The organism is Terrabacter terrae (genome assembly GCF_039529575.1).
Taxonomy (GTDB): Bacteria; Actinomycetota; Actinomycetes; order Actinomycetales; family Dermatophilaceae; genus Terrabacter; species Terrabacter terrae.
The window spans coordinates 401,825-420,377 of sequence record NZ_BAAANB010000021.1 but is presented as its reverse complement, the minus strand read 5'-3'; the positions used below and the strand labels follow the sequence as shown (position 1 = coordinate 420,377).

The window sequence follows — 18,553 nt, the reverse complement described above, 5'->3', positions numbered from 1 at the left end:
CCAGTGGGCCGAGGGAGCGTGTTCGACGTGCGACGGGCGCCGCTGGGACTCAGCGGGTCTCGCGGTGCTCCGTGTGGTGGCCGCACTTCGGGCAGAACTTGTTCATCGCCAGGCGGTCGGGGTTGTTCCGACGGTTCTTCTTGGTGATGTAGTTGCGGTCCTTGCAGTCCACGCACGCCATCGTGATCTTGGGACGGACGTCGGTGCTCTTGCTGGCCACGGCAACCTGCTCTTTCGGGAACGTACTCGGTGATCTGTCGTCTTGCGACGGAATGTCGCGCGGCGCGTCACGCGTCCCGAGGGCTGCCCGGGGTGACACGCAGGCGCGACGTCCAAGGTTACGCGACACCCCGACGATTCGAGAAATCGGACCGGGTGCGCGCGCAAGTGGTAGCGGGAGCGGGACTCGATCCCGCGACCTCACGATTATGAGTCGTGCGCTCTAACCAGCTGAGCTACCCCGCCAAGGCTGCCGTTCCCCCGACCCGTCGCGACTGCGACGGGCGGATGGGGAAGCGACCGACCAGAGCCCCAATAGGGAATCGAACCCTAGACCTTTTCCTTACCATGGAAACGCTCTGCCGACTGAGCTATTGGGGCACGGCCGACGAGCCGAAGCCGTCGCGAGACGCCTTCCGTCGACCTGTTGTGCGACCGTGACACTACACGGTCGGCAGCGCGGATACGAAATCGACGACGCTCCCGCGTCGATGCCCCCGGTCGTGCGCCTCACCCATCGCCGTCGGCATCGTGCTCGTCCCGGCCGTGCGCGTCGAGCGCGGACTGCGCCGCCTCCTCCTCCTGCTCCCGCTGGTCGCGTATGCGCCCCGCCTCCTCGAGCTCGCCCGTGACCTTCTCGAGCCGCGCCCGTGCGGCGGCGAGGCGGCGCTCGAGGTCGGCGACGCCCTCGACGACCTCCTCCTGGCGTGCCGTCAGCACCGCGACCTGCCGGTCGGCGGAGCGCAGCTCGGAGCGCGCCGCCTCCAGCGCCGTCTGCAGACGGGTCCTCTCGGCGGCCCGGCGTGTGCGCCGCCGCTCCTCGAGGTCCACGGTCTCGCCTCCGCCGCCGGGCAGCACCGAGAGGGAGGGGCGCTCAGCCGCGTCACGGTCGGGTGCCGAGTCGCTGCCGAGCGCGACGACGTCCGCCACGTCGACGGATCCGAAGCCGGAGTAGCTGAGGGCCTTGACGAGAGCGCCGGTGAGCACCGAGGCCTCGGCGTCCTCGTCGGCGATGAGTGCCGTCAGGGTGTCGCGCACCTCCTGGGACGCCCCCGGGCCGAGCCGCTGCCCCTCCTGCTCCGCCACCTCGGCGATGCGGTCCGCAACGGCGTCGACCCGCTTGGCCCGCTCGCGACCGAGGACGCGCAGCTGGTCGGCGTCGAGCGTGCGCTGGGCCTCGCGGAGCAGCTCGGCGAAGGACCGGAGCTCACCGACCTCGTCGGCGTGCCCGCGCACGAAGTGGTTGACGGCCCACGCAGCCACCGTGGGCTTGCGCAGCGCGCCGATCGACGCGGCGAGCTTCTTGTCCCCGGCCGACCTCGCCTGGGCCACCAGCTCGGAACGCAGCGGTGTGAAGCGAGCGGGCGGGACGGCATACAGCTGCTCGACGGCGGCGCGCAGGTGCAGGATCACCCGAGCATCCTCCCGCAGAACCGGTGGCGCGGCCCGGCGTCGACGGGCAGGCTGGGCGCGTGATCTGGATCTGCGAGACGTGCGGGGTCGAGACCGCCGATCTGCCGGAGCCGCCGGGCGCCTGTGCGATCTGCGAGGACGAAAGGCAGTGGGTGCCGGAGGACGGCCAGCACTGGACGACCCTCGAGCGGCTACGCGCCGCCGGCACCCGGGTCAGCGTCACCGAGGTCGAGCGGGACCTGTGGGGACTGCGCGCCGAGCCGGCCGTGGGCATCGGCCAGCAGACCATGGTCGTGCGCGTGCCCGAGGGGGTTCTGCTCTTCGACTGCGTCGGCTACGTCGACGAGGCCGCGGTCGAGCACGTGCAGTCGCTCGGGCCGACTCTCGCGGTCGCTGCGAGCCACCCGCACATGTACGGCGTCCAGACCGAGTGGGCACGGGCGCTGGGCGACGCGCCCGTCCTCGTCGCGGCGCCGGACGCCGAGTGGGTGCGCCGCCGCGACCCGCTCGTCGAGCTCTACGACGAGCGACGCGAGGTGGCTCCCGGTCTGACCCTCCACCGCGTCGGTGGGCACTTCCGCGGACAGGCCGTGGTCGAGTGGGTGGCGGGCGCGCAGGGACGCGGGGTGCTGCTCGCCGGCGACGCCGTGTTCCCCAATCCGGACCGCCGCTCGGTCAGCTTCATGCGCAGCTACCCCAACCGGATCCCTTTGTCCGGCAACGTCGTCCAGCGCGTGGCCACGCAGCTGGAGGGCCTGCACTTCGACCGTCACTACAAGAACTTCGGCGCCGTGGTGCCGACGGCGGCCAAGGCGGTGCTGCGCTCGTCCGCGGACCGGCACGCGGCCTGGACCCGTGGGGACTTCGACCACCTGACGTGACGTCGTGCAGCGCCGTGGGCGAGAGCCGCGGTCAGTCGCTGTTCAGGGACGACTCCTTGTGGGCAGCCTTGGCGCCCGTCTTGCTCGACTCGACGATCCAGTAGGGCTCGTCCGCGGAGGCGTTGAACCTCTGACCCTCGAAGCTGAACTCCTTCTCGCGCTTCTCGACCGCCTTGCCCGTGGTGCGGCCCTGCGACGTGCTCCAGTGGACGGTGTCACCCTTGGAGATCCCCATGGACCGATCAGAACACGACCCGGGTCGTCGTGCCAGGGGCCCACCGACCGGGTAGGAGCAGGGCGACGGACGCTGTCCGGCGACCGTCGGACGACCCACGGAGGAGTAACCATGAGTGACACCCCGATGGACCCGGTCGGCGAGCGTGCCGGCGACGACCCGCTGATGGAGGGCCCCGCGGACGGCGGAGCCGACACGGCATCGCAGGACGGCGGAGCCGACGGCGGCGCCGACAGCGGTATGGGAGCCGGCATCCCGTCGGGAGGCGTCGAGACCGGCGCTGCCGGCGGTGAGGGCCCGGCAGACGGAGGCGCCGACGCCAGTGGCACGGACGGTGGCGCCGACGGAGGCGCCGACACCGGGTCGGGTGGCGGCGAGGGCGGCGAGGGGCCGGCCGACGGCGGAGCCGACGTGGGCACCGAGGACGGCGGCGCCGACGGTGGCGCCGGAGTGGACCCGACGACAGCGATCTGATGACCGCTGGCACCACTGACCGGGTGCCCACGCACGAGCGTGGGCACTCGGCGCTCGAACGCCTGGTCCCCGAAGACCGCGACGAGTTCGCCCGCACCCACTGGGGTCGCGCCCCCGTCGTCACGCGCGCCGCGGACCTCCCTGAGGGCCTGACCGACCTCTTCGGCGAGGAGTCGGTCGACGAGCTGGTGTCGCGTCGTGGCCTGCGCGCGCCCTTCCTGCGCCTGGCGAAGAACGGCCGGACGCTCGGCGACCGGGAGTTCACGCAAGGTGGCGGGGTGGGCGCCTCGGTCGCCGACCAGGTCAGTGACGACAGGCTGCTCGCGCACTTCGCCGACGGTGCGACGATCGTGCTCCAGGGCTTGCACCGCACCTGGGCTCCCCTCCTCGACTTCACCCAGCAGCTCGCAGAGGAGCTGGGCCATCCCGTCCAGGCGAACGCCTACGTCACGCCCAGCCAGAACACCGGCTTCAGCGACCACTACGACGTCCACGACGTCTTCGTGCTCCAGATGCGCGGCGAGAAGCGCTGGCGCGTGCGGCGGCCCGTGCACGTGGCGCCGCTGCGCGACGAGCCCTGGACCGACCACCGCGCCGAGGTCCAGGAGGCCGCGCTGCGCGAGCCCGACCACGAGTTCACGCTCCGCCCCGGCGACGTGCTCTACCTGCCGCGCGGCTGGGTGCACTCCGCGACGGCCCTCGGCGGCATGAGCATCCACCTGACGTTGGGCGTCCACGTGTGGACCCGCCGTCACGTCGCCGACGAGATGGTGGCCATGGCGCTGGCCGAGGCGAGCCGGGACGAGCGGCTGCGCGCGTCACTCGAGCTGTCGAGCGGCGGGTTCGACCACCAAGGGATCACGCCCGACGTCGAGCTGGTGCGGCAAGCGCTCGTGGGCGCCCTTCAGTCGATCCAGCCGGCCGCCGTCGTCGACGCCCTCGAGGCACGAGCCCGAGCGGCCTCGCGCCCGGCTCCCGTGAGCCCGCTCGCCCAGGTGGCAGCCGCGCATGCGCTCTCCCCCGACACGGTCCTGAGGCTGCGCCCGCACGTGGCCGCCCGTCTCGTGCCGGGCGACGACGGGTCCGCGACGGTGCGCAGCAGGGTGGCCGCCTTCCCGGTCGAGGCGCGGGACTTGGGCACGCTCGTGGCACTGGTGGCGGACGGTGAGCTGCGCGCCGACATGGTGGGCCTGGAGCTGGCCCGCCAGCTCATGCTCGCCGGCCTCCTCGTCGTCGTCGACGACTGACAACCGCCTTCCCGTCGTCCGAGAAGGCGAAGTCTGCGGGATCAGCCGTGGACCGTCGCTGTCAGCGCGGCCCGGGCGCCGACGAGGGACGGGCCGTACCAGGTGAGGAGCCGACCGCTCACGAGCGCCGTGCGGGCGCGCGTGAACGCCTCGGGGCCGTCGTCGGCGGTGAAGACGTAGGGCTCGTCGGGCAGCAGGACGGTTACCTCGTCACGGTCGAGCTCGGTGAGGTCGACGTGCGGGTAGCGCTCGTCCGCGTCGGCCAGGACGTTGCGCCAGCCGAGCCTCGCCACGACGTCGCCGGTGAACGTGTCGCGCCCGACCGCCATCCACGGGTCGCGCCAGATCGCCACCGCCACCTCGCGCGACGGAGCAGGGACAGGGACCTCCCACTCGTCACGCGCGGCCGAGAGCCAGCCGGGCGTGCCGACCTCGAGCACCTCCACGAAGAGCCGCTCGAGCGAGTCGAGCGCCTCGGGCACCGTCTCGATGGCCGTGACCCACACGGGTATGCCGGCAGCGCGCAGCCGCTGTACGTCGAGCTCGCGGTTCTCCTCCTTGTTGGCCACGACGAGGTCCGGGCGCAGGGCGGCGACGGCGGCACGGTCGGGATTCTTGGTGCCTCGAACCCGTTGCACCGCAAGGTCGCCCGGGTGCGTGCACCAGTCCGTCGCGCCCACGAGCCGGTCGCGGCACGTCGTCGCCAAGGCCTCGGTGATCGAGGGCACCAAGGACACGACCCGGCGTGGCGGCGTTGGGAACGACACGGCATACGCCAGGTCGTCGGACAGGGTCACAGGGGGCACAAGCTGGCCTCTCGACTGCTCGGGAGCGGCGCGACGTGGCTTCTCGACGGTTGAGGAGGCGCCACACGTGGCCTTTCGACGGTTGAGGCTCGGGTCAGACGTTGCGGCGGTACTGCCCGCCGACCTCGAAGAAGGCCTCGGTGACCTGCTGGAGCGAGCACACCCTCGCGGCGCGCATCAGCACGTCGAAGACGTTGCCGCCCTCGATGGCCACGGCCTTGAGCTCCTCGAGCGCCGCCTTCGCCTCGACCTCGTGCGACGCCCGGAAGGCGCGCACCCGCGAGAGCTGGCTCTGCTTCTCCTCCTCGGTGCCGCGGGCGAGGACGACCTTGCGGGGCGTCTCGCCCTCGTGCGCGTTGCGGAAGGTGTTGACGCCGATGATCGGGAGACTGCCGTCGTGCTTGCGGTGCTCGTAGAGCATCGACTCGTCCTGGATGCGGCCGCGCTGGTAGCCGGTCTCCATCGCACCGAGCACCCCACCGCGCTCGGTGATGCGGTCGAACTCCTTGAGCACGGCAGCTTCGACGAGGTCGGTCAGCTCGTCGATGACGAACGAGCCCTGGAGCGGGTTCTCGTTCATCGCCAGGCCCCACTCGCGGTTGATGATGAGCTGGATCGCCAGTGCCCGGCGCACCGACTCCTCGGACGGGGTGGTCACCGCCTCGTCGAAAGCGTTGGTGTGCAACGAGTTCGCGTTGTCGTAGATGGCGATGAGCGCCTGCAGCGTGGTGCGGATGTCGTTGAAGTCCATCTCCTGCGCGTGCAGGCTGCGACCCGACGTCTGCACGTGGTACTTCAGCTTCTGGCTCCGCTCCCCCGCCCCGTACTTCTCCTTCATCGCGACGGCCCAGATGCGCCGCGCGACCCGACCGAGCACGGAGTACTCGGGGTCCATCCCGTTGCTGAAGAAGAAGCTGAGGTTGGGCGCGAAGTCGTCGACGCTCATGCCGCGCGCGAGGTAGCTCTCGACGTACGTGAAGCCGTTGGCGAGGGTGAACGCGAGCTGGCTGATGGGGTTGGCCCCGGCCTCGGCGATGTGGTAGCCGGAGATCGACACCGAGTAGAAGTTGCGCACCGAGTGCTCGATGAACCATTCCTGGATGTCGGCCATCATCTTGAGCGAGAACTCGGTGCTGAAGATGCAGGTGTTCTGGCCCTGGTCCTCCTTGAGGATGTCGGCCTGCACCGTGCCCCGCACGTTGGCGAGGGCGTATGCCGTGAGCTCCTTGCGCTCCTCGTCGCCGGGCTCCCGGCCCTCCCGCGCCCGGAAGGCGTCGACCTGCTGGTCGATCGCGGTGTTGAGGAAGAAGGCGAGGATCGTCGGTGCAGGACCGTTGATGGTCATCGAGACCGACGTCGTGGGCGAGACGAGGTCGAAGCCGTCGTAGAGCGCCTTCATGTCGTCGAGGGTGGCGATCGAGACGCCGGAGGTGCCGACCTTGCCGTAGACGTCGGGGCGCGGGTCGGGGTCGCGGCCGTAGAGCGTCACCGAGTCGAAGGCGGTCGACAGGCGCGTGGCCGGCTGCCCTTCGGAGAGCAGCTTGAAGCGTCGGTTGGTCCGGAACGGGTCGCCTTCGCCCGCGAACATGCGGGCGGGGTCCTCGCCCTCGCGCTTGAACGGGAAGACGCCGGCCGTGAACGGGTAGTAGCCGGGGAGGTTCTCGCGGCGCAGGAACCTGACGAGCTCGCCGTGGTCGCGGTAGCGCGGCAGGGCGACGCGCGGGATCTTGTTGCCCGACAGCGACTCCCGCGTCAGGAGGTTACGGATCTCCTTGTCGCGGATGCGTACGACCTGCTCGTCACCGGAGTACGACTCGACGACGGCCGGCCAGGAGCCGAGGGCTCCGGCGACCTCGGCAGGCAGATCGGTGCGGGCCTCCTCGAGCAGTGCCTCCACGGCGTCGACCGCGGTGCCGGCGCTGCCCACCTCGTCGGCCGCGGCCGCGTCTGCCAGCTCGCCCCTCACGGACTCGAGGCGCTGCACGCGACTCGCCGCGGCGGCATACCGCTCGGTGGCCTCGTGGTAGCCGCGGAGCGTGTCGCTGATCTCGGAGAGGTAGCGCACCCGGGAGGCCGGGACGATGGTGGCGATGCGCGTCGACTGCTTGGTCGCGACGTGCGGCAGCGCGCCCTCGTCGACGGGCATCCCCTTGTCGGACAGCAGGTCTCGCAGCTCCTGGTAGAGCGCGGTGACGCCGTCGTCGTTGAAGGTGGCGGCCGAGGTGCCGAAGACGGGCATGTCGGCGGGGCCCTTGCCGAAGGCCTCGCGGTTGCGCACCATCTGGCGGCCGACGTCGCGCAGGGCGTCCTCGGCGCCCCGCCGCTCGAACTTGTTGATGGCCACGACATCGGCCCGGTCGAGCATGTCGATCTTCTCGAGCTGGCTGCTGGCGCCGAACTCAGGGGTCATGACGTAGAGGGAGACGTCGGCGTAGTCGACGATCGCGGCATCGCCCTGGCCGATGCCCGGCGTCTCGAGGATGACGAGGTCGTAGCCGGCGGCCTTGACGACGGAGAGCACGTCCTCGAGGTGCGTCGGGACCTGCGAGCCGCCACGCGTGGCGAGGCTGCGGAAGTAGACGCGCTCGCCGTCGAGCGAGCTCATCCGGATGCGGTCACCGAGCAGGGCACCGCCCCCGCGGCTGCGGGTCGGGTCGACGGCGAGGACGGCGACGCGTAGCTTGTCCTGCTGGTCGAGGCGCAGGCGCCGGATCAGCTCGTCGGTGAGGCTCGACTTGCCCGAGCCGCCGGTGCCGGTGATGCCGAGCACGGGGACCCGACGGCGGGAGGATGCCTCGCGGATGCCGCCGAGGGTCGCGTCGTCGAGCTCGCCCTCCTGCGCGCCGGTGATCGCGCGCGCGACGGCCGTGCGGTCGCCGGCGAGGACGGCCTCGAGCGAGGGGACGCCGATCCCCCACGGGTCGAAGTCGCAGTCGGCGATGACGGTGTTGATCATGCCGGCGAGGCCCAGGCGCTGGCCGTCCTCGGGACTGAAGATCGTGACGCCCGACTCGCGCAGCCGCGCGATCTCCTCGGGGACGATGACGCCGCCCCCGCCGCCGACGACGCGGATGTGGCCGGCGCCGTTCTCCTTGAGCAGCTGCACGAGGTACTCGAAGTACTCGACGTGGCCGCCCTGGTAGGAGCTGACCGCGACGCCTTGGACGTCCTCCTCGATGGCCGCGTCGACGACCTCCTGGACCGAGCGGTTGTGCCCGAGGTGGATCACCTCCGCGCCCTGCGTCTGCATGATTCGTCGCATGATGTTGATCGAGGCGTCATGGCCGTCGAAGAGGCTGCTCGCCGTGACGAGGCGGACGTGGTGGGAGGGCTGGTGGTGCTCGCGCTGCGCTGCGTCGGACATGAGAAAATAGTAGGACTTCCTAATAATGGACGTCAACGCGTTGCCCCCGTACGATGACGGCATGACTGCGGCATCGAACGCCCCGGCCAGCAGCGCGGGCACCGTGGGCCCTGCCGGCACCGCTCTCGCCGCAGCCGTCGGCAGCGGCGTCGGTTCCGGCCTCGGTTTCGACCCCATCGCGCGCGCCCGCCAGCAGTGGACCGAGCAGGGGTGGGACGCGGCCGCCGACGGCATGGCGGCGATCACCTCGCTGATGCGCGCCCACCAGATCGTCCTCGCGCGCGTCGAGGCCACGCTCAAGCCGCTCGGGGTCACCTTCGCGCGCTACGAGGTGCTGATGCTGCTGTGGTTCAGCAAGCGGGGATCCCTGCCGATGAAGGTGATCGGCTCGCGCCTGCAGGTGCACCCGACGAGTGTCACGAACGCCGTCGACCGCCTCGAGGACGCCGGGCTCGTGACGCGCTCGACGCACCCCGAGGACCGACGCGCCATGCTCGTGGCGCTCACCCCCGCGGGCCGCGAGCTCGCCGAGCGCGCGACCAAGGTGCTCAACGCCGAGGTGTTCGAGCAGCCGGACCTCGGGACCGAGGACGTGCACTCCCTCGTCGACGTGCTGACACGGCTGCGCCGCAGCGCGGGCGACTTCTGACGCACCGGGCGAGCCGACCGGCCTCACCCGGATGAGGCCGACTTGCGTCAGCCGATGACGCGTCGCAGGAAGGCGTTGTCGAAGACGCGGTCGGGGTCGACCCGGTCGCGGAGCGAACGGAAGTCGGCCATCCGCGGGTAGAGCGGCTCGAGCCGGCCGGCCCTCGAGACGAAGCACTTGCCCCAGTGCGGGCGGGCGCCGAGCGGCAGCAGGGCGTCCTCGACGACGGGCAGGACGGCATACACCCGCTGCGGGTCGCGCACCCACGTGAAGTGCACCCCCACGACGTCCTGGCCGTAGGAGTTGCTGAGCCAGAGGTCGTCGGCGGCGACCGTGCGCAGCTCGCTGACCTGCAGGACCGGCGCGAGGAGCTCGCGCAGTCCGCGCACGCGGTCGACGGCCTCCCGGGCGTGGCTGCGCGGCAGGAGGTACTCGCTCTGCAGCTCGACCCCGCGGCTCGGGGTGAACCCCATCCGGAAGTGCGGCAGACGGTCGAGCCAGGGGCCGGCGACGCCGAGCTGCGGCGTGACCGCCTCCGGGTCGCCACCCTCGAGCATGTGCAGCGTCGTGGTGGCCCTCGGCGCGCCGAGGAGGTGGGCGGGCACGCCCTCCGCGCGGCTCTTGAGCCAGACCTGCTCGACCTCGTCACCCCACCGGGTGAAGAGGCTGACGCTGTAGGCGCTCGCGAGGAGCGCGTCGAGGTCGTCACCGACGGCGTCCCAGCGCAGCCCCGCGTAGACCGCCTGTCGCACGTCGTACGCGGGCTCGACGTCCAGGGTCACCGAGGTGACGACGCCGAGGGCCCCGAGAGAGACGACGCTGCCGTGGAAGTCAGGATCGCCGCGGCGCACGGTGCGCAGCTCGCCGTCCGGGCCGACGACCTCGAGCGCCGCGACGGCCGTTGCCAGCGAGCCGTTTCCGACTCCCGACCCGTGCGTTCCCGTCGCCACGGCCCCGGCCACCGAGATGTGGGGCAGCGAGGCGAGGTTGGCCAGCGCCCACCCCTCGGTCTGCAGCTGCGTCCCGACGAGGCCGTATGCCGTCCAGCCCGTCACGCGTGCGGTGCGGGCGGCCGTGTCGACCTCCACCGCGGGCGGAAGGTCGGCGAGCGACACGAGGACACCGCCGTCGGTGTCGGTGACGTCGGCGATGTCGGTGAAGCTGTGCCGTGACCCGAGGGCCCGGACGCGGGGTGCAGCGGCGACGACCTCCTGCAGGTGGTCCACCGACCGCACGCGCTCGATCCGTGCGCGATAGGTGTGGTTGCCAGCCCAGTTCGTCTCCGCCATGCTCTGAGTCTGCCCGTGCCCGCCCCGTTCCTGCGGGAGCGCCCATGACAGCCACGTCCGCCACCGGTACGACCTCGGTCGAGCTCGTCGCCGAGGGCCTGCTCCTCGAGGTGGTCACCGCCGGAGCGGCGGTCCGCCGCCGCGTCGTCACCGACGACGAGGGCGAGACCAACGTCCTTCTCGGACATGCCGACCCGGTCAGGCTCGGCCGACGTGCTCGCGTCCGATGACGAGCAGCTGCGCTTCGGCCAGGGACTCGACCACAACTTCGTCGTCACCGGTGCGGGACCGCGTCACGTCGCGACCCTGCGCGGCAGGTCGGGACGCACCCTCGAGGTGTCGAGCGACCAGCCGGGCGTGCAGGTCTACACCGGCGCTCACTTCGACGGCACGGTCACCGGCACGTCGGGGACGGCATACGCCCCGAGGGCCGGGATCGCCCTCGAGACCCAAGGGTTCCCCGACTCACCCAACCAACCGGCATTCCCCAGCACGCTGCTTCGCGCCGGCGAGGTGCACGCGAGCACGACCACCTGGCGGCTCGCCCGCGAGCACTGAGCGACAGGGTCTCGGCCGGCGGTCCGCTGCTCAGTGGCGGGGACGGTGCCGACGCTCCTCGTGAAGCTCCGGGTGGATGTCCTCCGGGAGGTCGAGGGCCTCGGCGCCTTCACCCGGCCTCGCCACGCCCCAGCCGTCGGCGCAGATCGTGTCGACGGGTGGGTTGCCGACCAGGTGGGAGCGCTCGGCCCCCTCGGGGTGGTCGCGGCGACTCCGCTCGGTCTCGTCGATGTGGGGGTTGAGCGACTCGACCTCCTCGCGCCCCCGCCACAGGTGCCGGGGGCCCACGACGACCAGCCCGACGACGAAGATCCCAACAATCAACAGCATGAAGATCAGCCCGATGCGATCACCCATGACGGCACCTCCAGGGTCCGGTCCCCCGTCAGTGCCGAGACTACTCCGCAGTGGTGGGAACCGGACCTCGAAGACGACTGGCGCGGGCCCGGCCGGAGGGCGCCGATCCGGGCGAACCGGGTGCGATCAGGTCGTGTCGGGCGAGTTGCCCACGTCGCTGGGCGGAGCGCGCAGGGGGTCGCGGGCGTCGGGCGTCCAGCCCCCCGCGCCGGCCCCCGCCACGGCGCTGCCCTCCCCCGAGGCGTCCAGGATGTCGGTGGGCGGGTTGCCGACCAGCCGGTCGCGATCCGGTGCTGCGACCGGGGCGCCGTCGGTCGCCTCGACCTCGGGATTGAGGGTCTCGTGCTCCACGTCGCCCTTCGCGCGTCGCCTCGGGATCATCACCCAGAGGATCGCCGCCAGCACGACGACGATCGCCAGCATGACGAAAAGTCCTACGCGGTCACCCATGTCTCTCCTTCGTCGCTGTCCTCCGGGACGTACCCACAACGACGGCAGCGACGCACGCGGCAGGTCAGGGGACGCCGAAGCGCGCCAGGGCCTGTCAGGGACGGCGCGGCGTCACTTCGCGTCCCCGGGCGGGCTCGCCTGCGCCCGGGCGACCCGCGCGGCACGCTCGCGCTCGAGGCGCGCCTTCGGGTCGTTGCCCTCACCCAGCTGCGCCGGCCCGAAGATCGTCAGCGCGAACATGCGGATGCGGTAGCCGATGCGGTAGCCGATGGACAGCCCGCTCTTGGGCTTGGAGCTTGACACGAGAAGGCCTCCGGTTGGTTAGTGCACGAACTGTTAGGGTACCGCTACCGGTCAGGGTGTCCGCACACAGGCCCACCGACGTCGGACCACCGGCACCCATCAGCCGGCGAGACCGCACCGCACTGCACGCAAGGAGGACGACGTGACGCGCGGCCCCGAGGTCGAGGCGAGAGCGACCAGCCCGGCTGACGGCATCCCCGCCGTGGTCGCCGACGGCACTCCCGTCCACGTTCTGGCGCCCGACGACCTGCTGAAGCTCGACCAGCAGGTCTGCTTCGCCCTCGCGGTCGCGGCACGCAACGTCATCGGTCTCTACCGACCGGTCCTCGAACCGCTCGGCCTGACCCATCCGCAGTACCTCGTCATGCTCGCCCTCTGGGAGCGCTCGCCGCTCACCCTGCGGGAGGTGGGGCGGCTGCTCAGCCTCGAGCCCGCCACGCTCTCCCCGCTCGTCAAGCGCCTGGAGGCGGCGGGGCTCGTCACCCGTGACCGGCACCCCGACGACGACCGCGCCCTCGCCATCACGCTCACACCGGACGGTCGCCGCCTCCGGGAGCGTGCCGTCGAGGTGCCTCCGCAGATCGTGGAGCGCCTGGGCATGTCGGTCCACGAGCTCCAGGAGCTCCACCGCTCCCTGACGCGCGTCATCGCCGCCACGACGCACGCCGGCTGAGGGCCCAGCCCGGGCGCCCACGTTCAGGGGACGCACAGCGAAGGCGCAGCAGCGAGGCGGAACCTGTGCTCATGGCCACCCCCTCCTCGCGAGCGCCGGTGTCGCACCGGCCCGCGCGACTGCTCACCGGGCTCTACGCGCTCGCGACCTTCGTCGCCCTCATGATCACCCTGCTCGACCGGCGACGGGAGCACCCCACGCTCGCGGAGCAGGTGTTCGGCCTGCTCAACATCCCGGTGGCGCCCACCTTCGTCTCGGTCGTCGTCCTCGCCCTCGCGACCCGGGCACTGCTCGGCCGCAAGAGGGTGGCGCTGTGGTTCGTCGCAGCCTTCCAGCTGTTCGGCATCTACGTCGGGTTCGTGGCCCTCGTCCCGTCGGCTCGCGTGCCGCTGACCGAGATGTGGGTCAGCCGTGGCGGCCTCGGCCGCGGGCTCGACGTCATCTCGACGGTCGTGGCGGCACTCGCCCTGTTCTGGCTGTGGCGGATCAGGGACGAGTTCACCGGACGCCTGCAGCGTGGGTCGTGGGGCCTGTCCGTCGCCGTCCTGGCCGTGGGCTCGGCCGTCACCCTGGGGGTCGCCTGGCTGCTCATCGGCGCGGTCGGCGCGCCCCGGTCCCAGGTCGACCCCCTGGTCGACACCGTGCTCGCCGTCTTCGGCGGAGTCAGCCGGCGCACCGCCCTCCTCGTCCCGTCGTGGGTCGTGGACGTCGTCGCGGTCTGCGCCGGCCTCACGATCCTCGCGACGGTCACCCTGTTCCTGGCCTCCGCCCGTCCCCGCAGCCGCTGGTCGGCCGACCGCGAGGTGGCCCTGCGCGAGCTGCTCGCGCACCACGGCTCCGCCGACTCCCTGGGCTACTTCGCCACACGCCGCGACAAGGCCTCCGTCTTCTCGCCCGACGGGCGCGCCGCCGTCACCTACCGCGTGGTCGGCGGCGTGTCCCTGGCGTCCGGGGACCCCGTCGGTGACCCGGACCGCTGGCGGGCGGCGATCGACGCATGGCGTGCCGAGGCTCGTGAGTTCGGCTGGGTGCCCGCAGTGCTCGGCGCGAGCGAGCAGGCCGCCCGCGCCTACGCCTCCGCGGGCGGCATGCGGGTGCTGCTGCTCGGCGACGAGGCCATCCTCGAGACGCGGCACTTCGACCTGCGCCGCGCCTCGCTGACGCCGGTGCGCCGTGCCGCAGCGCGCGCCACCCGGGCAGGTCTCACGGTGCAGCTGGGGCGACAGGGGGACCTCCGCGCCGAAGAGCTCGAGGAGATCACCGCGCGCACCGAGGCGTGGCGCAGCGGTGAGACGGACCGGGGCTTCTCGATGGCCCTGAACCGCGTCGGCGACCGCGCCGACCGGGACATCCTGCACGTCACCGCCCACCGTCCCGACGGGTCACTCGCCGGGCTCCTCTCCCTGGTGCCGTGGGGGCGGTCGGGGGTGTCCCTCGACGTCATGCGACGCTCCCCCGACGCACCCAACGGCGTCACCGAGCTCATGGTCAGCCAGCTGATGGGACGGGCCGGCGAGCTGGGCCTGTCCCGCGTCTCGCTGAACTTCTGCATGTTCCGGGCCGTGTTCGAGGACGCCGAGCGCCTGGGGTCCGGCTCGCTGACCCGGGTCAGCGCGTCGGTGCTCGGACTCTTCGACCGCTTCTGGCAGCTCGAGCGGCTCTACCGGTCCAACGAGAAGTACGAGCCGACCTGGCAGCCGCGCTTCCTCTGCTACGACGACGCCGTCTCGCTCCCACAGGTCGCGGTCGCTGCCGGCGCGCTGGAGGGGTTCATCCCCTACCCGGCCCTGCGGACGGCCCGGGCGGAGCTCGATCCGGAGCACCTGGCCCTGGCCGCGGCGGTCGGGGAGCCGGAGCTCGACCTGCGCACCCTCGGGCCGCGCCGGTCCGACCAGTTCCGCCACCGGGAGGCGACGCTCGCCCGGATGCGCGAGGTCGGCATCGAACCCTTCCCCGTCGGCGCCGCCTCCACCCGCACCATCCCCATCGCCGAGATCGACCTCGTGGTGGCGCAGACCGGCACCACGGCCGGCGCCGGTGGCGCGCCGGAAGACCTGTCGACCCGGACCTCCGCGCACCTCTCGGTGGTCGGGCGGGTCAGAGAGGTCCGAGACCACGGCGGCGTGGTCTTCGCCACGCTCGTCGACGGCGACGCACGGGTGCAGGTGCTGCTCGACGCCGCTCGCCTGGGCCAGGCCTGCCTGGCACGCTTCAGGGCCTTTGTCGACGTGGGAGACCTCGTGCGGGTCGGGGGGCCGATGGACCGCTCGCGCTCCGGCACTCGCAGCCTGCTGGTGCACGAGTGGCGCATGGAGGCCAAGTCGCTGCACCCGGTCCCGTTCCGGGCCTTCGACGACCCCGAGGCTCGCGCCCTGCACCGCTCGACCGACCTGCTCGTGCACCCACGGGAGGTGGACCTGCTCCGGCAGCGCTCCGCCGTGGTCGCCTCGATCCGCCGGACCCTGGCCGACGACGGCTTCCTCGAGGTCGAGACGCCCGTGCTCCACACCGTGCACGGCGGCGCGACCGCGCGACCGTTCCGCACCTTCATCAACGCGTACGGCGTGGACCTGACCCTGCGCATCGCCCCGGAGCTGCACCTCAAGCGGCTGCTGGTTGCCGGCCTGGGCCCCGTCTTCGAGCTCGGCCGCAACTTCCGCAACGAGGGCGCCGACTCGACCCACAACCCCGAGTTCACGTCGCTGGAGGTGTACCAGCCGCACGCCGACTACACCACGATGCGGCACCTCACCGAGCGGCTCGTCCGCGAGGCCGCCCGCTGCGTGCACGGCACCGAGGTCATGCCACTGCCGACCGCCGCACGCGGACGCGCGGCCCGGGCCGGCTCACGGGGCAGGGCACGGGCCGGCGACGGCGCTGTCGAGCTCGTCGACATCAGCGGCGAGTGGCCGGTCGTGCCGGTGCTCGAGGCGGTCTCCGAAGCGGTGGGGAGGCCGGTCGCCCTCGAGACCGACCTGGACGTGCTCCTCGACCTCGCCCAGGAGCACGGCATCACGGTGCGTCCCGAGATGCGCTCCGGCGCCATCATCGAGGAGCTCTACGCCGAGCTGGTCGAGCCGGCCACCCTCCTGCCGACGTTCTACACGGACTTCCCGACGGAGACCTCACCCCTGACCCGCCGGCACCGCACGGCCCCGGGTCTGGCCGAACGCTGGGACCTCGTCGTGGCCGGGATGGAGATCGGCACGGCCTACACCGAGCTGACCGATCCGCTCGACCAGCGCGCGCGCCTCACGGAGCAGTCCCTCAAGGCCGCAGCCGGCGACCCGGAGGCCATGGAGGTCGACGAGGACTTCCTCCAGGCGCTCGAGCTGGGCATGCCGCCGAGCGGCGGCCTCGGCATCGGCGTGGACCGGCTCGTCATGCTGCTGACCAACACCTCCATCCGGTCCGTCCTGACGTTCCCCTTCGTGCGGCCCGGGGCCGGCCGGCGGACCGAGCGAGAGACGAGCCCGGCATGGAGCTGACCGACACGAGCCTCGTCGTCGTCCTCAGCCTCCTCGCGGTGGGTGTCTTCGCCCTCATCGTGGCCGGCCTGCCCCGACGTGGGAGGCCGGTCGTGCGGGCGGTGGTGCGCGGGGTCCAGGCAGTGCTCCTCAACGTCCTCGTCGTCGCCCTGGCCGGTGCGGCCCTCAACGACCAGTACCTCTTCTACTCCAGCTGGGCCGACCTGTTCGGTTCCCGCTCGCCGTCGGTCCAGGTCCACCACGGCGGGACCACGCCTGAGGTGGTCACCGCCGCAGTGCGGGGACCCGGCTTCCGCGGCGCGAAGACGCCCGCCGTCCTGCCGGCACTGCCTCAGCCCGGCTCTCGACTGCAGACCTACGCCGTCGCCGACAAGCACTCCAACTCCGCCGGCCAGGTCTTCGTCTACCTACCGGTGGGCTACAACCCCAGGAGCAGCCGGACCTACCCGGTCATCCTCGGCCTCCACGGCTTTCCGGGTGGCCCGGGCAGCTTCCTGCACCTGAACTTCCTCAGCACCGTCGACACCCTGACCGCCGAGCACCGCCTCGCGCCGTCCATCGTCGTCGTGCCGCGCATCGACACTCCGGCAGGCCTCGACACCGAGTGCGTCAACGGTGGGCCCGGACAGCCACAGACCGACACCTGGCTCGCCCGCGACGTCCCCGCCTGGACGGTGCAGCACTTCCGCGTCCAGCACGCCCGCACGGGGTGGGCCACGCTCGGGTACTCCTACGGCGCCTGGTGCGCGGCCTCGCTCACCATGCGCCATCCGGACGTCTTCGGCGCGGCGGTCGTCATGCTCGGCTACTTCCGACCCGACTTCACGCCGGCCTACGACCCGCTCACCCCGGCGAGCGGCAGGGGCTACGACCTCATCGCCATGGCGCGCAACAACCCGCCCCCCGTCGCCATGTGGGTGCTCACCTCCCGCGAGGACTCGCTGTCGTACCCGACGTCGTCGAAGTTCCTCAGCGTGGCGCGGAGCCCGCTCGACGTCACGGGCAACGTCCTCGCCCACGGTGGCCACCGCGACGCCGTCCTGACCCCGTACGTGCCCGCCGCCATCTCGTGGCTGGCGCAGACCCTGCCGGGCTTCCGTGCCTGAGGACAGAGGGCGTATGCCTCGTGCACAGCCCTCTCCCGACCGCGCCGAACGCGGTGGGCACCGCTCCCGCCTCTGGCGCGCCCGTGCGGGCGGCCCGCACCCGAGGCACGTGGTCGCGGCAGTCGTCGCACTCGCCGTCCTCGCGGCGCTCGGCATCACCGGGGTGGTGCAGGGACTTGCGCCCGCGGCCCCTCTGATGGGGCCTCTGGTGGGCTCGGGCCCGTCGACGTCAGCTCCCGGAGGCCCGGCGGCCACGTCGTCGACCCCTCCTCCGGCGACATCCTCGGCGACATCCTCGGCGACATCATCCGCGACGACGCCGGCGCCCACCGGCCCCCTGACACTCGTCGGTCTCGGCGACTCCGTCCCCTCGGCGGAGACGTGCAACTGCACCGGCTACGTCGAGCAGGTCGGCGGGCAGCTGCAACGGCTGACCCACCGTCCCTGGACGGTGCACAACGATGCCGTCGGCGGCTGGACCACGGCCGACGTCGAGAACGACGTCAACTCGTCGCCGACCCGCGACCACCTCGCGAACGCCGACGTCGTCCTCATCGAGGTGGGCGCCAACGACTTCGCCCTGGACCGGGTCGCCGACCAGGGGTGCTTCCCCGCGGCGGGCTCGTCCTGCTGGTCGGCCACCCTCGCGGGGGTCCGCGACGGCCTGACCCGGATCATCGCGGCGATCCGCCGGATCGACCATCGCCCGGACCTTCGCATCGGGGTCCTCGGCTACTGGAACGTCACCCGCGACGGCGCGGTCGGGCGGGCCCTGGGCCAGGCCTTCGTCCTCGGCAGCGACTCGCTCACCCGGCTGGTCAACGACACGCTGCAGCAGGTGGCCCTCGCCACGGGTGCGAGCTACGTCGACGCCTACACCCCGCTCAAGGGCGAGAGCGGAACCCGCGACCCCACAGCCGACCTGCTCGACGACGGAGACCACCCCAATGCGAGCGGCCACACGCTGCTCGCGGGAGCGGTGCTCGACGAGCTCGCCACGGCCGGCTCGGTCAAGGGCTGGCAGTCGGCACCCTGACGGGT

Annotated in this window: 19 protein-coding genes and 2 tRNA genes; 10 read left to right on the top strand and 11 right to left on the bottom strand. The window is 72.1% G+C overall.

Going from position 1 to position 18,553, the window contains the following annotated elements:
* Nucleotides 1-49: 49 nt before the first annotated feature.
* From rpmG to ABD194_RS12045, 4 genes are all read right to left on the bottom strand, one after another.
* Complete coding sequence (gene rpmG / locus ABD194_RS12060) at nucleotides 50-220, bottom strand: 50S ribosomal protein L33 (RefSeq protein WP_142181354.1); 171 nt, start codon at nucleotides 218-220, stop codon at nucleotides 50-52.
* Between the two features lie 168 nt (nucleotides 221-388).
* Nucleotides 389-465: transfer RNA gene (locus ABD194_RS12055), tRNA-Met, on the bottom strand.
* A 62-nt stretch (nucleotides 466-527) separates the two neighbouring features.
* Nucleotides 528-600: transfer RNA gene (locus ABD194_RS12050), tRNA-Thr, on the bottom strand.
* Between the two features lie 129 nt (nucleotides 601-729).
* Nucleotides 730-1,632 (bottom strand): hypothetical protein, encoded by a 903-nt coding sequence (locus tag ABD194_RS12045; RefSeq protein WP_343991619.1) that lies wholly within the window; start codon nucleotides 1,630-1,632, stop codon nucleotides 730-732.
* Nucleotides 1,633-1,691: 59 nt separating this feature from the next.
* On the opposite strand from ABD194_RS12045, the gene ABD194_RS12040 reads away from it, so the two are divergent.
* Nucleotides 1,692-2,513, top strand: a complete 822-nt coding sequence (locus ABD194_RS12040; RefSeq protein ID WP_343991617.1) for an MBL fold metallo-hydrolase — start codon at nucleotides 1,692-1,694, stop codon at nucleotides 2,511-2,513.
* Nucleotides 2,514-2,544: 31 nt separating this feature from the next.
* On the opposite strand, the gene ABD194_RS12035 is transcribed toward ABD194_RS12040, so the two are convergent.
* Nucleotides 2,545-2,748, bottom strand: coding sequence for a hypervirulence associated TUDOR domain-containing protein (locus ABD194_RS12035; protein WP_343991615.1), 204 nt, complete (start codon nucleotides 2,746-2,748; stop codon nucleotides 2,545-2,547).
* 111 nt (nucleotides 2,749-2,859) lie between these two features.
* On the opposite strand from ABD194_RS12035, the gene ABD194_RS12030 reads away from it, so the two are divergent.
* Nucleotides 2,860-3,222: a BatC protein gene (locus tag ABD194_RS12030; RefSeq protein ID WP_343991613.1), complete on the top strand. Its 363-nt coding sequence runs from the start codon at nucleotides 2,860-2,862 to the stop codon at nucleotides 3,220-3,222.
* Nucleotides 3,222-4,469 carry a cupin domain-containing protein gene (locus ABD194_RS12025; RefSeq protein WP_343991611.1) on the top strand — a complete coding sequence of 416 codons (1,248 nt, stop codon included), beginning with the start codon at nucleotides 3,222-3,224 and terminating at the stop codon, nucleotides 4,467-4,469. The genes ABD194_RS12030 and ABD194_RS12025 overlap by 1 nt, the downstream gene beginning before the upstream one ends.
* Nucleotides 4,470-4,510: 41 nt before the next feature.
* On the opposite strand, the gene ABD194_RS12020 is transcribed toward ABD194_RS12025, so the two are convergent.
* Together ABD194_RS12020 and icmF are read right to left on the bottom strand one after the other, a co-directional pair.
* Entirely contained in the window at nucleotides 4,511-5,275 is a 765-nt protein-coding gene (locus tag ABD194_RS12020) for a helical backbone metal receptor (protein WP_343991609.1), read from the bottom strand.
* A 94-nt stretch (nucleotides 5,276-5,369) separates the two neighbouring features.
* Nucleotides 5,370-8,639 (bottom strand): fused isobutyryl-CoA mutase/GTPase IcmF, encoded by a 3,270-nt coding sequence (gene icmF / locus ABD194_RS12015; protein WP_343991607.1) that lies wholly within the window; start codon nucleotides 8,637-8,639, stop codon nucleotides 5,370-5,372.
* 61 nt (nucleotides 8,640-8,700) lie between these two features.
* On the opposite strand from icmF, the gene ABD194_RS12010 reads away from it, so the two are divergent.
* The gene (locus tag ABD194_RS12010) at nucleotides 8,701-9,288 is read left to right on the top strand and encodes a MarR family winged helix-turn-helix transcriptional regulator (protein WP_343991605.1); all 588 of its coding nucleotides are present in this window, start codon (nucleotides 8,701-8,703) and stop codon (nucleotides 9,286-9,288) included.
* 47 nt (nucleotides 9,289-9,335) lie between these two features.
* Here the strand turns inward: ABD194_RS12010 and ABD194_RS12005 are convergent, their stop codons facing one another.
* Nucleotides 9,336-10,577, bottom strand: coding sequence for a D-arabinono-1,4-lactone oxidase (locus ABD194_RS12005; protein ID WP_343991602.1), 1,242 nt, complete (start codon nucleotides 10,575-10,577; stop codon nucleotides 9,336-9,338).
* 44 nt (nucleotides 10,578-10,621) lie between these two features.
* On the opposite strand from ABD194_RS12005, the gene ABD194_RS12000 reads away from it, so the two are divergent.
* Nucleotides 10,622-10,807, top strand: a complete 186-nt coding sequence (locus ABD194_RS12000; protein ID WP_343991600.1) for a hypothetical protein — start codon at nucleotides 10,622-10,624, stop codon at nucleotides 10,805-10,807.
* The gene (locus tag ABD194_RS11995; protein ID WP_343991598.1) at nucleotides 10,791-11,135 is read left to right on the top strand and encodes an aldose epimerase family protein; all 345 of its coding nucleotides are present in this window, start codon (nucleotides 10,791-10,793) and stop codon (nucleotides 11,133-11,135) included. Before ABD194_RS12000 ends, ABD194_RS11995 begins: the two co-directional genes overlap by 17 nt.
* Nucleotides 11,136-11,165: 30 nt before the next feature.
* Here ABD194_RS11995 and ABD194_RS11990 read toward each other — a convergent pair whose 3' ends face one another.
* The 3 genes from ABD194_RS11990 to ABD194_RS11980 all read right to left on the bottom strand — a co-directional run bounded on the left by ABD194_RS11990 (nucleotide 11,166) and on the right by ABD194_RS11980 (nucleotide 12,245).
* Nucleotides 11,166-11,492 carry a hypothetical protein gene (locus tag ABD194_RS11990; RefSeq protein ID WP_343991596.1) on the bottom strand — a complete coding sequence of 109 codons (327 nt, stop codon included), beginning with the start codon at nucleotides 11,490-11,492 and terminating at the stop codon, nucleotides 11,166-11,168.
* A gap of 126 nt (nucleotides 11,493-11,618) precedes the next feature.
* Nucleotides 11,619-11,942, bottom strand: a complete 324-nt coding sequence (locus tag ABD194_RS11985; protein WP_343991594.1) for a hypothetical protein — start codon at nucleotides 11,940-11,942, stop codon at nucleotides 11,619-11,621.
* Nucleotides 11,943-12,053: 111 nt separating this feature from the next.
* Nucleotides 12,054-12,245 (bottom strand): hypothetical protein, encoded by a 192-nt coding sequence (locus ABD194_RS11980; protein WP_343991592.1) that lies wholly within the window; start codon nucleotides 12,243-12,245, stop codon nucleotides 12,054-12,056.
* 232 nt (nucleotides 12,246-12,477) lie between these two features.
* Here ABD194_RS11980 and ABD194_RS11975 point away from each other — a divergent pair, with 232 nt between their 5' ends.
* The 4 genes from ABD194_RS11975 to ABD194_RS11960 all read left to right on the top strand — a co-directional run bounded on the left by ABD194_RS11975 (nucleotide 12,478) and on the right by ABD194_RS11960 (nucleotide 18,548).
* A complete protein-coding gene (locus ABD194_RS11975) occupies nucleotides 12,478-12,918 on the top strand; it encodes a MarR family winged helix-turn-helix transcriptional regulator (RefSeq protein WP_343994123.1) in 441 nt (146 codons plus the stop codon).
* Nucleotides 12,919-12,989: 71 nt separating this feature from the next.
* Nucleotides 12,990-16,406, top strand: a complete 3,417-nt coding sequence (lysX, locus tag ABD194_RS11970; protein WP_343991590.1) for a bifunctional lysylphosphatidylglycerol synthetase/lysine--tRNA ligase LysX — start codon at nucleotides 12,990-12,992, stop codon at nucleotides 16,404-16,406.
* Nucleotides 16,397-17,512 carry an alpha/beta hydrolase gene (locus tag ABD194_RS11965; RefSeq protein WP_343991588.1) on the top strand — a complete coding sequence of 372 codons (1,116 nt, stop codon included), beginning with the start codon at nucleotides 16,397-16,399 and terminating at the stop codon, nucleotides 17,510-17,512. The genes lysX and ABD194_RS11965 overlap by 10 nt, the downstream gene beginning before the upstream one ends.
* Before the next feature lie 13 nt (nucleotides 17,513-17,525).
* Entirely contained in the window at nucleotides 17,526-18,548 is a 1,023-nt protein-coding gene (locus ABD194_RS11960; RefSeq protein WP_343991586.1) for an SGNH/GDSL hydrolase family protein, read from the top strand.
* The last annotated feature ends 5 nt before the right edge of the window (nucleotides 18,549-18,553 follow it).